This window comes from Variovorax sp. EL159 (assembly GCF_900100965.1).
GTDB lineage: Bacteria > Pseudomonadota > Gammaproteobacteria > Burkholderiales > Burkholderiaceae_C > Variovorax.
Window position 1 is genome coordinate 39,302 of sequence record NZ_FMUJ01000006.1, and the last position, 16,459, is coordinate 55,760.

At 70.4% G+C, this 16,459-nt stretch carries 7 protein-coding genes; 5 read left to right on the plus strand and 2 right to left on the minus strand.

What is annotated here, in order from left to right; all coding sequences use genetic code 11:
• The first annotated feature begins 51 nt into the window (after window positions 1-51).
• The 5 genes from BLQ28_RS24275 (at window position 52) to BLQ28_RS24295 (ending at window position 5,501) form a co-directional block, all read left to right on the plus strand.
• Window positions 52-333 (plus strand): DUF2277 domain-containing protein, encoded by a 282-nt coding sequence (locus BLQ28_RS24275; RefSeq protein WP_093245641.1) that lies wholly within the window; start codon window positions 52-54, stop codon window positions 331-333.
• A gap of 84 nt (window positions 334-417) precedes the next feature.
• Complete coding sequence (locus BLQ28_RS24280) at window positions 418-819, plus strand: GFA family protein (RefSeq protein ID WP_093246152.1); 402 nt, start codon at window positions 418-420, stop codon at window positions 817-819.
• A 55-nt stretch (window positions 820-874) separates the two neighbouring features.
• On the plus strand, window positions 875-1,501 hold the full coding sequence (locus tag BLQ28_RS24285; RefSeq protein WP_093245643.1) for a LysE family translocator: 627 nt from the start codon (window positions 875-877) through the stop codon (window positions 1,499-1,501).
• A 203-nt stretch (window positions 1,502-1,704) separates the two neighbouring features.
• The gene (gene pbpC / locus BLQ28_RS24290) at window positions 1,705-3,972 is read left to right on the plus strand and encodes a penicillin-binding protein 1C (RefSeq protein WP_093246154.1); all 2,268 of its coding nucleotides are present in this window, start codon (window positions 1,705-1,707) and stop codon (window positions 3,970-3,972) included.
• Window positions 3,973-4,019: 47 nt separating this feature from the next.
• Complete coding sequence (locus BLQ28_RS24295) at window positions 4,020-5,501, plus strand: TPM domain-containing protein (protein WP_218121960.1); 1,482 nt, start codon at window positions 4,020-4,022, stop codon at window positions 5,499-5,501.
• Between the two features lie 26 nt (window positions 5,502-5,527).
• Here the strand turns inward: BLQ28_RS24295 and BLQ28_RS33465 are convergent, their stop codons facing one another.
• Complete coding sequence (locus BLQ28_RS33465; protein ID WP_305367555.1) at window positions 5,528-9,208, minus strand: beta strand repeat-containing protein; 3,681 nt, start codon at window positions 9,206-9,208, stop codon at window positions 5,528-5,530.
• 22 nt (window positions 9,209-9,230) lie between these two features.
• Window positions 9,231-16,433 (minus strand): DUF11 domain-containing protein, encoded by a 7,203-nt coding sequence (locus BLQ28_RS24305; RefSeq protein ID WP_093245651.1) that lies wholly within the window; start codon window positions 16,431-16,433, stop codon window positions 9,231-9,233.
• Between the last annotated feature and the right edge of the window lie 26 nt (window positions 16,434-16,459).

Consider the following 16,459-nt stretch of genomic DNA (forward strand, 5'->3'; position numbering starts at 1 on the left):
TTGTTCGACCCAGCGCGATCGCCCACCCCATCCGCTGACTGGAGAGCGCCCATGTGCCGCAGCATCAAGACCCTCTACAACTTCGAGCCCCCCGCCACCGAGCAGGAGATTCGCGCCGCCGCGCTGCAGTTCGTGCGCAAGCTCAGCGGCTTCAGCGTGCCGTCGAAAGCGAACGAAGAGGCCTTCGGGCGCGCGGTCGACGAGGTGGCCGCAACCGCTGCGCGGCTGATCGAATCGATGGTCACGACGGCCGAGCCCAAAGACCGCGCGATCGAGGCCGAGCGCGCCAGGGCCCGGTCGGCCGCCCGCTTCGGCACCGTGCCCCACGGATGAAAAACCCCGCCGGTGCCCGCCGGCACGGCATTTGATATGGTGTTTGCCAGCTGCCCAATCGACTCGGGAGCAGCCAACAAGCACATGAAAAAGACTTACACCGGCGGCTGCCATTGCGGCGCCGTGCGATTCGAAGCCGACATCGACCTGAGCCTGGGCACGCTGCGGTGCAACTGCGCCATCTGCACGCAGACGCGCTTCTGGCCGGCCATCGTCGCAACCGATGCCTTCCGCCTGCTCGAAGGCGAATCCGAACTCAGCGAGCAGATGCTCGACACCCGCAACAGCCACTACATCGTCTGCAGGCACTGCCGCGTGCGCTCCTTCGGCGTGGGCCATTCGCCCGAGACCGGCGCCAGCGCCTACGGCGTGAATGTGACCTGCCTGGACGACGTGGAACTGGACGACCTCGCCAACTCGCCGATCCGCTACGTGGACGGGCACCGCGGCACCTGGCACGTCGCGCGCACGGCCATCGGCAGCTGACGAAGAGGCAGCGCTTTCCATCGACACAACAACATCCCCTGGAGACAAACTCGCCATGCCCATCGAACTCTGGCTCGCCTTCGTTGCCGCTTCGGCCCTCATGCTGGTCATTCCGGGGCCGACCATCCTCACGGTGATCAGCTACTCCATGTCGCACGGCCGCCGCGCGAACGTGCCGCTGGTGGCAGCGGTGGCGCTCGGCGACTCGACCGCGCTGATGGTCTCGCTGCTGGGGCTGGGCGCGCTGCTTGCCACCTCGGCCTTCTGGTTCACGGTGGTCAAGTGGGTGGGCGGGCTGTACCTGCTGTACCTGGGTATCAAGCTGCTGCGCGCCGGCATCACGTCCACCGAGATCGCCGCGCCGGCCGCGCCCGCCTCGCGCTGGCGCCTGTTCGCCAACACCTACCTCGTGACGGCGCTGAACCCCAAGGGCATCGTGTTCTTCGTGGCTTTCCTGCCGCAGTTCATCAGCCCCGCGGCCAACGTGACGCACCAGCTCTGGGTGCTCGCCGTCACCTTCGTGGCGCTGGCCGCGACCAATGCCACGCTCTATGCGGTGTTCGCGGGCTCGGCGCGCAAGCTGCTTGCTTCGCCGCGCGCGCAGCGGCGCTTCAACCTCGCAGGCGGCTCGCTGCTGAGCGCGGCGGGCATCTGGGCGCTGATGGCGCGCCGGCCGGGGTAAGCCACCCGGGCATCTGAAACGCCCACGAACAAACGGCCGCCAAGCGCAATGCTTCGCGGCCGTTCTTCTTTCTTGCGGCGCCACGGAGGCCGCGACCGCGTGCTGGAGTAGGTGCATTTCCCGTCCTCCTCAAGGCGGGCCGGGGCGCGCTTCGCATCGCAGAGAATGCCGAAGGTCGCCTCTCGAGATCTTCCGTGTCCTTCATGCAGCAGCAGCCCACGTCTTTTCGCTTCCGCCGCAAGGCCCTTGCCACCGCAGCCTTGCTGGTGGCCTGCGCGCACCCGGCCTGGGCCCTGGTCAGCTTCGAGGAGGTCAAGCGCGACTTCCGCTCGTCCGACACCGCCGTGCTCGATCGCAACGGCGAGCTGCTGCAGCGCGTGCGCACCGACCCCACCGTGCGGCGTGGCCAGTGGACCGCGCTGGCCGACGTGTCGCCCGCCTTGCGCACGGCCATGGTGCTGAGCGAGGACAAGCGCTTCTACGAACACAGCGGCATCGACTGGCGCGCCGTATCGGCCGCCGCCTGGGGCAATCTCTGGAACACGCGCACGCGCGGCGCATCGACCATCACGATGCAGCTGTCGGGCCTGCTCGACGACGACCTGCGCCGCGCCGCGGGCGGGCGCAGCTTCACGCAGAAGATCGGCCAGACGGTGGCCGCCGCGCAGCTGGAGCGCAGCTGGCGCAAGGACCAGATCCTCGAGGCCTACCTGAACACCGTGCCGTTTCGCGGCGAGATCGTGGGCATCGACGCGCTCTCGCGCACGCTCTTCAGCAAGGCACCGAGCGGACTCGATGCGCGCGAGGCCGCCGTGGCCGCCGCGCTGGTGCGCGCGCCCAACGCCAGGCCGGCCGTGGTCGCGCAGCGCGCCTGCGAAGTGCTGCGCGTGATGGACGCCGGCCAGAAGGTCGATTGCGAAGCGCTCGACATGTTCACCAGCGCGGCGGTGCAGCGGCGTGCCTTCGACGCCAATGAAGGCATTGCGCCGCATGCGGCGCGTCGCGTGCTGCGCGAGATTCGGGATGCGAATGCGGGGACAGCCCCCACCCCGGCTCTTCCCCAGAAAGGGAAAGACAAGGAGGCGAGCGTGCGCACCACCTTGCGCGCACCGCTGCAACGCTTTGCGCTCGACACGCTGCAGCGCCACCTGCGCGAGCTGCGTGGCCGCCATGTCGAAGACGGCGCGCTCGTGGTGCTCGACAACGCGACCGGCGAAGTGCTGGCCTGGGTCGGTTCTTCCGGCCCGCTGAGCCAGGCGGCCGAAGTCGACGGCGTGACCGCGCTGCGCCAGCCAGGCTCCACGCTCAAGCCGCTGCTCTATGGCCAGGCGATTGCCGAGAAGCGGCTCACCGCCGCATCGCTCATCGACGACTCGTCGGCGCAGATCAACACCGCGAACGGCCTCTACATTCCGCAGAACTACGACCGCCAGTTCAAGGGCCCGGTGTCGGCGCGCACCGCGCTGGCTGCCTCGCTCAACGTGCCGGCCGTGCGCACGCTGGTGATGGTGTCGCCCGAATCCTTCGCACGCGAGCTGCGCGCCGCCGGCCTGCCCTTGCGCGAGAGCGGCGACTACTACGGCTACAGCCTGGCACTGGGCAGCGCCGAGGTGTCGCTGCTGTCGCTCACCAATGCCTACCGCATGCTGGCCAACGGCGGTCGCTACGGCACCACCACGCTCACCGCGCGGCCACCCGTTCCGGCCGCCGACAAGACCAAGGCAGCGGCCACGCCGCCGCTGCTGGACCCGCGCGCGGCCTTCATCGTCGGCGACATCCTCTCCGACCCGAACGCGCGCACGCGCACCTTCGGCCTGGACAGCATCCTTTCGACCCGTTTCTGGACGGGCGTGAAGACCGGCACCAGCAAGGACATGCGCGACAACTGGGCGGTGGGCTGGTCGCAGCGCTACACGGTCGGCGTGTGGGTCGGCAACGCCAGCGGCGCGTCGATGTGGGACGTGAGCGGCACCAGCGGCGCCGCGCCGGTGTGGGCCGAGGTGATGCGCTTCCTGCACACGCGCGAGCCCAGCCGCGCCCCCGTGCCGCCCGCCGGACTGGTCGAGGCACGCGTGGAGTTCGGCCCCGGCGCCGATGGCAACCCGCTCGAAGCGGCACGCAGCGAATGGTTCCTGCAGGGCACCGAGCAGCCGCTGTTCGCGCTCGACACCGGCGTGGGCACATCGACGGACGGCCCTTCGGCGCGCATCACCGCGCCGGCCGACGGCACCATCATCGCGCTCGACCCTGACATCCCGCCGCTGCGCCAGCGCGTGCGCTTCGAGTCCGAAGGCCGTGGCGTGCAGTGGCGCATCGACGGCAAGCATTTCGCGCGCGGCAACAGCGCGCAATGGCTGCCCTGGCCCGGACGCCACGTGATCGAGCTGGTGGACGCCAGCGGCAAGGTGGTCGACCAGCGCAGACTCGAAGTGCGCGGCGCTGGCGTGGTGACCAAGAGCGCACGCAAATGAGGGCGAAGGGCTTCGCACCCCGCCCCGTCACAGGAGGAACGAACCCGATGGAATCTCGCGCAAGACCGATGGCTATCCGGGCCGGGGCCTGGCTTTGGCTCGTCGCGTTGGCCATGGCGATGGGCGTGCTCTGCGCACCCGCGCAGGCCAAGCCCGTTGCCGTGCCCGCGATGAGCTCGCGCGTGGTCGATCTTGCGAAGACGCTGAACGCGGACGATGCCAGCGCGCTGCGCCACGACATCGCCGAGGTCGAGCAGACCACGCAGGCGCAGTTCGCGGTGCTGATCGTGCCGACCACGGGCGAAGAATCCATCGAGCAGTTCGCCACGCGCGTCTTTGCGCAATGGAAGCTCGGCCGCAAGGGCGAAGACGACGGCGTGCTGCTGCTGGTCGCGCTGAAAGACCGCCGCATGCGCATCGAGGTGGGCACGGGGCTGGAAGGCAAGATCACCGACATCCAGGCCGCGCGCATCATCGACAACGAGATGAAGCCGCGCTTTCGCGACGGCGACATCGCCGGCGGCGTGCGGGTCGCGGTGCAGTCGCTGTTCAGGCTGGTATCGCCGCAGCCGGAGGCGGGTGCCGTGGACGAAGAAACGCCCGCGCCGGAAGAACGCAAGCCGTCGCTGCTGCGCCATCTGATCGACATGTTCTCGACGGACACCAGCCAGTCGCAGATGAATCTGGCCTCGCTCGCCGTGGTGCTCTGGACCCTCGGCGTGGGTGCCTGGCACGGAACCCGGCCGCGCCCGCCTCCGGAGCCGCGCGTGGTGTCGTACGGCACGGGCAAGCGGGGCCGCAAGGGGCGGCGCCTGGCCGAACACGCAGCGCAGCGCGATGGCGCGCTGTGGGCCGACCTGAAGACCGAACCGCCGCCGCGCAAGCCGCGACGCTGGCCGCTGGTGCTGGGCCTGCTCGCCGCCGGCCCGGCCGCCGCGGCGCTGGCGCTGATGGACTTCGCGATGGTGCTCGTCCTCTTCATGCCGGTCACCTTCATGTACGGCGTGGGCTACCTGGCGGGCCGCTCCAGGACGGCTCGCTACGTGTTCGCCTGCATCGCGCTGGCGATCGCGGCGCTCATCGGCCTCGGGTTCTACCTGGGCGCCGACAAGCTGCCGTGGGTGATCGCGGGCCTGTTCGTCGCCTGCTTCGTCGGCATCGGCGTCGCGGTGGTCGTGGTCGGCGTGCGCCGCCACTGGCAGCGCAGCGTGCTTGGGTTCATGGTGCGGCTCGCGCTCGTGACCGGCGTCATCGGCTTCGCGCTCGTCAAGCTGGCACCGGGCCCGGAGCCCGACGAAACCTGGATCGGCATGGCGCTGGTGACTTTCATCGCGCTGGTGTTCGGCTTCTTCCCCACCGATGGCCGGCGCGGGCGCCGGGGCCGTGGCCACGACGATGACGACCGCGACAGCGGGTGGAGCAGCAGCAGTTCGTCGAGCAGCAGTAGCAGCAGCTCGTCGGACAGCTCGTCATCGTCGTCGGGTGGTGGGGGTTCCAGCAGTGGCGGGGGTGCGTCGGGCAGTTGGTAGCAGCGCCTTTGCCGCGCTTCACACCGTCAGTCGACCTTCACGCTGAACAGCACTTCGCCCGTGCCACCAGGTGACAGTGAGCCGCCGAATGCCCAGCGCAACCCGCCCGTACCGCCCGCCGTCTGCGCGGTGGCACAGGCCACCGCCGGCGCGGGCACCGCATTGGCCGGCGTGTTCTTGCTGCAGCCTGTCAGCGACGCCGGCGTGGTGCCGGCCTGCGCGGCAACGAAGCTGGTGTATTGCGGCGTCGTGTCGTTCACCGTCATGCCGCTGATCGGCGTCATGCCGTTGTTGGTGTAGGTCACCCGGTACTCCAGCGTCTCGCCCGACTTGGCCTGGTTGTTGACGCCGAAGCTACCGCCCTGCGTGACGTTGCGCACTTCCTTCTTCAGCTCCAGCGCGCTGTTCGACACCGTCGTGATGTCGAGCACGGTGTAGCTCGCGCTCAGCGCGGGGCCGGCGTTGGTGAAGTTGAAGCTGGCCTGCACGGTGCTGCGGTTGTTGTTGCCGTTGCCCGCAGTGGTCGGAATGAACTCCTGCATCACCAGGCACACGCTCTGCCCCGCCACCACGGTGACCGGCGCCGAGGGCGGATAGAGCAGCGCGGCCCCCGGTTGCAACGCGCCGGTGCAGCCGGTGTCGGCAAAGATCTTGCCGCTCCAGCCACCGATGGCCGGCGTGTCCACCGAATCCGAAATGCTGAAGCTCACGCTGCCGCCGGTGCGCGCGACGAAGGTGTGTGCGTAGCTGACGGTGCTGCCCGGCGGGCCGCTCTTTGCGCCATCGGCGGCCAGCGTGTTGCGCTCCACGTCGCCGAAGTTCAGGCCCGAGTGGCCGCTGCCGTTCCAGGTGAAGGCGATGCGGTCGGGCGTGCCGGCGCGCGTGTAGGTGTAGGTGGTACCGCCGTTGGTCACGGCCGAGCCCGAAGGCAGCCTGACGCTGCCGAACGAGGCGCCGGTCGACACGCGCGATGCGGCGTTGGTCTGCTCCACGCACAGCGGCGCGTTGGTGGCGGTGCCGAAAGGCACGTCGAGCGCGTAGCTGCCGCTGCCATCGGTGGTGGCGGTCGAGATCACCGTGGCGCCGCAATTGGTCAACCGCACGGGCGCGCCTGCAATGCCGGCCTCGCCGCCGTTGACGAGCCCGTCGTTCGCCGTGCCCGCACCGGCGCCGTTGTCCAGGAACACGCGCCCCGACACGCTGTAGCCGAAGCCGTTCACGAAGGTGCAGCGGATGTCGGCACCGGCCACCATGTTGGCCGCGGGCAGCGTGAGCCGGTTGCCCACCAACGTGCCGAAGGGCGCGTTGGGGTTGGCACTGGCCGCATCGACGCAGCTGGCGCTGATCGGGTTGGCGGGCCAGCCGGCCGGCGCGCTTTCACTGATCGATGCTTCCAGGCCGGCGGTGCCCGTGAGGTTGGCGGCACCGTTGGCGCTGCCCACGCCGGTGACGGTGATGCTGTCGGTCGACGCCGAGAGCCCGCTGAGCGCAAAGGCGAACACGTTGGTGCCGCTGCCGCTGGTCGTGGTCTTCACGATCCGCACCTTGGGGTACGGCGGCGTGTAGGTGTTGGTGAAGGTGCAGGCGATGTTGCTGCCCGCTGCAGTGGCCGCCGCATCGAGCGTGACCTTGCGGTTGGGCAGGTCGGGCGTGGCGGTGCCGCCCGCGCCCAGGCCCGTGCAGCTCACGCCGGTGAGCGCGTAGTTGGCCGGTGGCACGGATTCGGTGATGGTGGTGGCCACGCCCGACGCGGTGAGCGTCTGGGTGGTGCCCGTGACGGCAGTGCCGGCGGTGACCGTGGTCAGCGTCTGCGTCGCGACGCCATTGCTGCCCGTGAAGCCGAAGGCGCCCGTGTTGTTGAGCGAGACCTTGCTGATCGTCAGCGTCGTCGGCAGGGGCGCGAACTTGTAGGGCCGCGGGCTGGGCAGGTAGGCATTGCCGCCGGCCGTGAAGTTGCCGCCCAGCGCCGTGCCGCCCAGCGTGACCGCGGTGGTTGCGTAGGTGGTGGCCACGGTGCTGGTGGCCGTGGTCTGGCACAGGCTCGCGGCGGTGGTGGTGCAACTGCCCGCGGCGCCCACCGCGCCACCGTTGAAGGCCACGTTGGGCGTGGCACCGAAGTTCACGACCGCACCGGCGCCCACGGGGTTGCCGCTGGCGTCGCGCACGAAGACTTCGAGCACGTCCTGCGCGGTGCCGTTGGCCGGCTGGTTGTCGGTGACCACGCGCAGGCCCGACTGCGCGGCGGTGGCGGGGCCGGCCACCACGGTGGTGTCGGCGCTGTCGCAACTGACTGTGGCATTCGACGTGCAGCCCGTGCCGGGGTTGGTGGCGGGCGTTCCACTGCCGTTCGTGTTGCTGCTCGCGTAGTTGGTGACCAGGGTGCCGGCAAGCGTGGGCGCGGTAGCCGTGAGCGTGAAGGTGCGCGTCGCGCCGACGGGAATGCCACCAGCGGGCAGCGTCATCGTGCAGGTGAGCAAGGCGCCGGCCGCGCTGGGCAGCGTGCCGCAGGACACGGCCGAGACGTTCGTGCCGCGCGTGGCCGCCGTGGCGATCACGCCGGGCGGCAACTGGTCGCGAACGATCACCGTGGTGCCGGTGGCGGCCGTGCCGTTGTTGGTCAGGCTCAGGGTATAGGTGATGGCGCCTCCCGGCGTCACCGTCGCCTGCGCCGTCTTGCTCAGCGCGAGCACCGGCGCGGGCACGTTGTACTGCAGCACCACGAGCCCGTTGCCGCCGCTGGCATCGCCACCGCCGCCGACGGCGATGCCGGCAACGTATTGCGGGTCGTCGGTGTTGGCCGCCGCGCCACCGGTGTTGTCGGCCGGCGAGTTCGACCCGCTCTCGGTGCCCGCGCCGGACAGCGCCGACGCCAGGTAGCTGGAGCCGCCGCCACCCATGCCGTTGGGGTCGGTGCCCTGGCAGATGCCGCCACCGCCGCCGTAGTAGCCCGCGCCGCCACCGCCGCCGCCTTCGTTCTGGTTCTGGTTGGTCGAGGCGCCCCGGCCGCCCTGCAGTGCGCTGCCCGCCGTCGCGCTGGCCACATTGCAGGAGCCGCCGCTGCCCGCCGCGCCGCCGGCGGACTGCGTACCGCCCTTGCCGCTGGCGGTGGTGCCGTCGCTGCCGCCGACAAGGCCGCCGCCACCGGCACCGCTCGGCGTGCCCACGTCCGCCCCCGGGGACGAACCGCCACCGGCACCGGCGATGAGTCGGGCCGTGCCCTGCGTGAAGCTCGTCGTGCTGGTGAACACCCCCGACAGGCCGCCGCCGCTCGCGCCGCGGCTGATGCTTGCGCCATTGCCGCCCGCACCGCCGCCGCCGTAGGGATTGCCGGTGTCGTTGACCCTCCCGCCCTGCCCGACGCGGATGCCCAGCGACGAACCCGCCGTCACCGTCAGCGTGCCGGAGGCAAAGCCGCCACCGCCACCGCCCCGCTGCGCCGTGTAGTAGCTGGTGTTCGGCCCGCCGCCGCCCGCGCCCCAGGCCTTGATGAACACGGCGCTCACGCCGGTGGGCACGGTGAAGGTCTGGTTGCCGCCGGAATAGGTGACCTGCGTGCAGGTGTTGTAGCCCGGCTCCGGCGTACAGGCCACCAGGGCGGCCGTCGCGGGAGCCGACAGGAGCAACGCCGGCAATGCCAGCGCACCGGCCCACAGCCAGCGAAGGCGACGCCCCCGCAAGCCCCGGACCGAAGTTGAAATTTGAGTCATCTGTTCCGCCTTGAAGGCCGAATCATTTCTTGTCATCTGCAGTCACCGGCGCCGCTTCGGCGGCCCGGTCCTTCGCCGTGCGCGATGCGCCGGCCGAGGGAAAGCCGAGCCCCGTCTCGTCGAACTTGAAGCGCAGGCGGATGTAGGCGCCCTTGCTGGTGTATTCGTTGGCCGTGAGCTCGCGGTCCTTCAGGCCCACGAAGTTGTAGCCGGCGGACACCCACAGGTCCTTCATGACCTGGTAGCCCACCTCCACGCCCAGCGTCTTCTGCAGCGCGCCATCCTTGCCGTAGAGCAGGCCGGCCTGCACGCCGAAGTCCCAGTCCTTGTCGATGTCCTGCGTGTAGCGCGCCTGCAGCAGGTGCGCCCAGTAGGTGCTCTTGAGCAGACCGTCGTCGGCGCGCGACCACTTGGCCGCATAGCGTCCGTTGATGACGGTGCCGGGGCGCGGGTTGTAGTTGAAGTGCGCCGACACGATGTCGGCGCTGGTGGTGCCCGGCAGGCTGGCGTTACCGTAGCCCGAGCCGAACACGCTGGAGCCGTCGAGCGCACCGGTCGAGCTGCCCGCGCCCACCACGCGCTCGCTGCGGCGCTCGTAGCGCATCAGCGCGTTCCAGCTGTCGGTGTCCACCGGGCGGTAGGCCAGGCCGATCTGGTGGCGCGACAGGTGGCGCTCGTTGCCGGCGTTGCTGCCCTGCCCTTCGCTGTCGCTCATCACGCTGCGCGCGAGCAGGCTCCATGACCGGTCGAGCTTGTAGCCGAAGCCGGCGCTGAACAGGCGCGTGTGGGCGTCGTCGCCGCGCCGTGCCTCGAGCACGCCGCTGGTCTTCATGCGCTCGGTGATGTATTCCAGTCCGCCGGTGATGGCCGTCGACTGGCCCAACCCGCCCGAGTAGCCGGTGCCGTTGTTGCCGCTGTTGCGGTAGCCGCCGAGCTGCCGCGTGTGCTCGATGCCGCCAGTCACGCTCAGGCCTTCGCCCAGCTTGAAGGTGTTGCGAACGCCGGTGGCCGCCTGCGCCGTGCGGCCGTCGAGGCTGTCGGCCAGGCGGTATTCGCTGTACACGCGGCCGCCCTCCATGTAGCTGCTCTCCACGCCGAGGATGCCGACGTTGTTCGACGTGCTCGACGTCAGTTCGTCCTTGCCGTAGAGGCTGGACACCAGCTCGTAGCGGCCGTAGATGCGAGTCTTGTCGGTCACCGCGTAGTTGCCGCCCACGGCCAGCACGTGGCGGTCGGACTTGTGGATGTCCTGCTCGCCTTCGACGAACACGTTGGCCTGCGGCAGCCCCGGCACCTGGGCCGAGAGGCGCGCGCGGATGGTGGTCAGGTCCTCGGCATGCGCGTTGGCATTGGCGGCCGCGCCCAGCGCGGTGACGTTGCCCGCGCCGACACCGCTGCCCAGGTTGCCGCTGTAGGTCGAGATCTGGCCGTAGTCGAAACCCGAGCTGCTGCCCAACCCCGCGCCGCTCTGGCCGTGGCGCAGGCCCAGCTCGCCCACCAGTTGTTCGCCGAACTTCTTCTGCACGCTGGCGGTAAAGCCACGGCGGCTGCCTGCGAGCAGCGCGTCCTGGCTGTAGATGGCTTCGCCGCGCAGCGCGGTGGTGGGGTCGAGCCGGTATTCGGCGCGCGCCGAGGCCTCGGTGCGGCCGGCCGAGAAGCTTGCGCCGGGGTTGTCGAAGCCGGTGCTGGTCTTGCTCGCGAGCGCGACCACGGCGAGGTCGGCGGTCTGGTGGCGCAGCTCGATGCGCCCGCCGCTGCCCTTGCCGTTCTTGTCGGACTCGGTGCGCACCCACTCGCCGGCCATGGTGGTGTTGTCGCCCACGCGCGCCACGGCGGTGACGGCGCCGAGCTTGCGGCGATTCTCGGGGTTCTCGTCGGTGCTGGCCACCACGCCGAGCTGCAGGTTGTCGGTGACCTTCACCTGCACGTCGGTGCCGGCCACGTTGAACTTGGGGCCGCCCGCGTCCACCTCGTAGGTCACGCGGATCGATTGCGGATTGAGGTTCGCATCGGCCGAAGCGATGGCGTGCGTGAACAGCAGGCGGCGTGTGAGCGGCTCGATGGTGTAGTCGATGAAGCGCGCCACCGTCGTGCGCTGCAGCACAAGGTTCGGCTGGTTGCGGTCGCGCACCACGATCTCGACCTGCTCGCTGTTGTCGACGAACTCCCCGCCCTTGGCGCTCAGGTAGTACGGACCCGAAGTGCCGACAGCGCGGAACTCTTCGACCTGCTGCGTCTGCGCGGTGCGCGAGAAGAAGCTGGTGGCGCGCACGTTGCCGTCGTCGTAGACGTGCTTGAGGCCCGTGAGCGAACGGTTGCTCTGGCTCAGGTTGCGCACCTCGGTGCTGCTGGCGGTGGTGAAGTCGCCGTACAGCAGGTAGGAGCGGTTCTTGTCGATGCGCACGTAGAGCTTCTGCGTGCTCTGTGCGTCGAAGCCCTTGACCGACGAGTCGCCGTACACGGGGTAGAACTCGTCGGGACGGATGTCGCGGAACAGGCGGTCGTTGCGCGTCTTGTTCGAGTCGTAGGCGGCCGTCAGCAGGTACTCGCCCTTGACGGTGCCCTTCAGGAAGAAGGCGGCGCGGGCCGAGGCACGGCGGTTCTTGTCGCTCTCGTCAGCCAGCCCGGTGAGCTCGGCCTCGAAGGCCGCGCCGGCGGGCATGGCACCCAGCGGCACGCCGCCGCGCTTGGTGAAGTCGAGCACGCCTTCGACGATGCCCACGCCGATCATCGGGCGCATCTCGGGCAGGAAGGCCAGCCGTGCTTCCTTCACGAAGCTGCCGGCGCTCACGCGGATGCGCGCGTCGCCCGGCTCTCCGGGCGGCAGCAGGCGGAACTCGGCCACGCCGCCGTCCATGAAGACCTGCGTGCCGGGCTCGGCGGGGTTCAGGTCTTCGTCGAGCCAGCGGCCGCGGTCGGTTTCCAGCGTGAGCTGGGTGCGCGCGGTCACGGGCACGCCGGCCGCGTCGGTCAGGCGCACCTTCACGATGACGGGCGTGCGCAAATCGGCCTGCGCCGATGCGGGCAGCTCGACCTGGATGGCGCCGAGCTTGTCGGGCGCGATCAGCTCGATCTGCTGCGCGGTACCGCGCACGTTGCCGAACGGGTCCACGCCTTCGAGCCGCAATTGGTTGCTGCCGGGCTGCAGCACCACGCCGATGTATTCCCAGGCGCCGAGCTTCTTGGCGGGCAGCTGCGTCTTCTTGCCGACGCGGCGCTCCTCGATGGCCTTGCCGTTGACGGTCAGGCGCAGTGCCAGGCCGTCCTCGCCCTTGACGCGCACGTTGACCAGCACGCCGGGCAGCGTGTCGCCGTTCTTCAGGTCGACGAAGCCGAGGGCGTTGTTCTCGATCCGCGGCAGCAGCGCTTCGAGCTCGATGGGGCTGGGCACGGCCTGCGGCAGCAGCGGGTTGGCGCGCGGCTCCAGCATCTGGGTGCTGGTGTTGACGGGGCGGCTCGCGAAGGCGCCCACGCCGGTCGCGCCGCCGCCGGTGGCCGATGCGCTCTGCGCGCTGGTGGGCAGGCCGTTCAGTGCGGCGAACAGGCTGCCGGCGGGCGTGGGTGCGGGCGGCGCGGCGCTGGCGCCGAGCGTGCCGCCCATGGTGCCCGACGCGCCGTTGACGAAGCCGCTCGCATTGGCGGGCGCCGAAGGCAGCGCGATCAGCGGGGCCGAACTGGCGAGCGTGTTGCCGCCGGTGCTGCCCGTGGCCAGGGCCTGGCCGCTGGCGGGCAGCGAGCGCGCATCGCCCACCGGCACGATGCGGCCTTCGGGGTCCAGGCGCATGCGCACCTGCGCCTCGGCTTCGGTGTCGGGAATGGCGGCGATGGCCGCGCGCCGCGCGATCACGTCGTTCATCACCTCGGGTGCATCGCAGTTGCCGACGATGAAGTTGGCCTTGTGGAACTCGCCCTTCTTCAAATCGACGAAGCGGCTCTCAGGGCGGCCGGCATTGCGGTTGTCGAGCAACTCGAGCCGCGCCCCCACGGGCAAGGTCGTCTGGTCCACGCGCAGCACGTGCGTGACGGGTTTCAGGCCATACAGGCTCCACTTGCCTTCGACGTCGGTGATGACGTGCGTGCCGTCTTCCATGTACAGGCGCACGCCGGGCACGCCGATCTCGTCGGAGCCCTCTTGCCGGCCGTCGCGTTTGCAGTCCATGTAGACCTTGCCGAACAGGAAGGCGTCGTCGGAGAACACGCCGCCGGTCACGCGCGTGGTCCAGCTCGCCAGGTTCGACTGCAGCCGGCCCGAGGTGGCGCGGGCGCGGTTGATGGCGTCGCCGTTGGTGGGCGCGCCCACGCCGATGCGCACGCGGTAGCGCAGCACCATCGACTGGTCGGCGCCCAGCGTCAGCGACGGAAAGCTGAACAGCAGCTGAGGCCCCGCGCCGCCGACCGGGTTGGCCGTGACCGCGCCGTTCAGCCGCGCGCTGTTGGCCACATAGGCAAAGCCCGGCGGCAGGTTGTCGGCCAGGTTCACGCCAGTGAACGGAAAGCCGGTCTTGTTGGTGACGACCAGCGCGTAGTCCATGAAGTCGCCCAGCTCGACCTCGCGCTTGCTGCCTTCCTTGCGCAGAACCAGCCCGAGCACGTTGCCCCGGTCGAGCGGAATGTGGTTGTGCACCACGTCGCAGGCTGCGCCCGAGGCATCGAAGCCGGCGTTCAGCGAGAAGTAATGGGTGGTCGGGTCGGAGCCGCGCGGCGGGCTTCCGCTCGGCACGATGGCGCCGCAGCGGTCGAAGGTTCCGGGCGTCGCCGTGATGAGCTGCGAGGGAAACGAATAGCCGCTGGCGGCCGGCGGCGTCACGTCCAGCGTGTAGGTGCACGAGCCGGTGACGGGCGGCGACTGCAGGAAGAACTGGTAGCCGCCATCGGCGCCGGTGGTCATCGACACGCTGCCGTCGGCATGGAAGGTGTAGACACCCGAGGCGCCGCCGAAGAGGTCGTCCGGCGTGACCGGCGTGACGGGCCCGCTGCGGCACGACTGCCGCGCGAAGGTGACGACCGCGCCGGCCACGGGCTCGCGCGTGACCGAGTTGTAGACCGTGCCTTCCGGGTCGGCCACGAGCGACTGCGCCGTGCTGGCGCTCGCCACCACCAGCATCGCCGGCGTGACGTTCACGGTGTTCTGGTCGAAGGCGGCCGCCCACGCCTTGTTGGTGAGCGCAAGGCGGCTGCCGATGGCGTCGGCCTTCTGCGTGATGCGCACGGTGAACGACAGCTCTTCGTTCTGCCCCGGCGCGAGCGCGCGCGCGCCGTCGGTGAGGCTGAGCGCGGCTTCGGTCGGCAGCTTGAAGGGGTCGCTGCTCGTCAGCGTCTCGCGGTTGCAGGCGGCGCGGCCGGTGAAGCCGCCCGCCACGTCGAGCAGGCCGTTGCGCGCCTTGGGCGGCCCGGTGAGCTCCCAGACGGCGACATGGGTGTCGGGCTTGTCCATGTCGAAGGTGCAGTTGAGGTTGTCGATCAACCGCACGTTCGGTGCCGGGGCCACGCCGGTGTTGCTGACCTTGAGCACGTAGTCGAGCTCGAACACGCCCTGCGCGATGCGGCGCGGCGGCGACACCGTCTTGACCAGCAAGAGCGTGGGCAGTTGCGTGGACACCGGCGTGGGCGAGGCATCGTTGTTCGGGTTGCCGTCGCCGTCGGCATCGGGGTTGTTGCCGTTGACCGAATCATCGAACACCGTCGGCGGCGCGCCCACCGCGAGCGCGGCCTGCGCGCGCACGCTGTTGTAGAGCGTGGCGGCACGCCCGGACACGTTGAAGCGCACGTCGAATTGCACGGTGAACTGCCCGCCCGCCGGCAGCACGGCTCCCGGCGCCAGCAGGTTCGGCACGGCGGCCGTGCCGTTGAAGCCGTTGTTGACGGCCGCCGCGGTGCCGTTGCCCTGGCTGCCGGCAATGGCCAGCGAGCCGGGCACGACGGCGTACTGGTTCGCGCCCGGCACCAGCGCCGTGGTGTAGCTGCCGAACTGGGTGGCTCCGCTGCCTTCCATCACGTCGGGCACTTGCACGCCGTAGAGCCACGCGCTGCCGTAGTTGCGCACGTTGACCTCGAAGCGCACGGTGGCCGTGCCGTCGGGCTGGCCGTCGCTGCCGCGGTTCACCAGCGGTGCGGACGCGGCCTTGGCCACGCCGATGCGGCTCAGGCTCGTGGTGATGAGCACGGTGTTCGACGGTGCCACCGCCGGCGCCGCGCCATCGTTGTAGAGGCCCTGTGCGGTGTTGCGGATCTCGCCGCTCTGGTCGGCCCTGACCTGCACGCCGAACTGCATGGCGATCGATGCATTGCGCGCGAGCGGTGCCGGTACGCCGACCGCCACTTCAATGGCCGAGGCGTCTTCCGCCGTGCGGTAGCTGAAGTCGGCATCGCCCGGCAGGCGAAAGAGCCGCACCGCGCCGGCCGCCGCGCTTTGCAGCGTGCCCGCGATGTAGCGCGTGCCGGTGGGCACCGCGTCGCGCAGCAGCAGCAAGGCGGTGGGTGTGCCGTTCACCAGCAGCGGCGTGCCGGCCGGTGCGGCGGTGTTGCCGGGCCGTGCGTCGCGGGCGCCGATGTTGGTGCCCGACACGCTGAAGTCGATGCGCGTGCTGCCTGGCTCGACGACGCCCGGATAGCTCGCCGACTTGGTCAGCGCCAGCACCGCGAGGTCGCCGACGTTGACGATGTCGCGGTTGACCGCGCTGAGGTTTTGCAGCGCGGTGGTGGCGGTCAGCGCCACGCAGGCACTGCCGGTTGCAACGGCCGGAATGGTGCCTTGCACCAGCAGCGCCACGCTCTGCCCCGGCTGCAGCACCACCGCACCGCCCACGCCGAGTTGCACCTCCGCGTCGGCGGCATCGACCACGCCGTTGTTGTTGCCGTCGCGCACCACGCGCAGCGACGACAGGTCGAGCGTATCGGCCGGGCAGCCCGCGCCGTTGTTCGCCAGGCCGAGCGTGTAGCTCGACGGCACGTTGCCGGTGTTGGTGAGCACGTGGCTCAGCGCGACGATGCTGGCCGGCGGCCGGCTGACCGTCTGGTCCTGCGTGAGCAGCAGCGACTCGACCGCCAGCACGTTGGCGCTGACGCCGTTGGAGCTCGACGTCTCGGTCTGCAGCAGGCCGGCCGGCACGTAGGTGGCGGTGGCCACGTTGCGGATGACGGTGCCGCCGGGGGCCGGCGCGGCATGCGCGCGGGTGCCGCTCCAGACGAAGCCCAGGAGCAGCGCCGCCACGGTGGCGACGGCCATGCCGCCTCGCCACCGGTGCGAGCGCG

Bases quoted from the DNA above. Each gene is read 5' to 3' on its own strand.
- BLQ28_RS24305 (WP_093245651.1), bottom strand. From the start codon at position 16,433: ATGGCCGTCGCCACCGTGGCGGCGCTGCTCCTGGGCTTCGTCTGGAGC.
- BLQ28_RS33465 (WP_305367555.1), bottom strand. From the start codon at position 9,208: ATGACTCAAATTTCAACTTCGGTCCGGGGCTTGCGGGGGCGTCGCCTT.
- BLQ28_RS24275 (WP_093245641.1), top strand. From the start codon at position 52: ATGTGCCGCAGCATCAAGACCCTCTACAACTTCGAGCCCCCCGCCACC.
- BLQ28_RS24295 (WP_218121960.1), top strand. From the start codon at position 4,020: ATGGAATCTCGCGCAAGACCGATGGCTATCCGGGCCGGGGCCTGGCTT.
- BLQ28_RS24280 (WP_093246152.1), top strand. From the start codon at position 418: ATGAAAAAGACTTACACCGGCGGCTGCCATTGCGGCGCCGTGCGATTC.
- BLQ28_RS24285 (WP_093245643.1), top strand. From the start codon at position 875: ATGCCCATCGAACTCTGGCTCGCCTTCGTTGCCGCTTCGGCCCTCATG.
- pbpC (WP_093246154.1), top strand. From the start codon at position 1,705: ATGCAGCAGCAGCCCACGTCTTTTCGCTTCCGCCGCAAGGCCCTTGCC.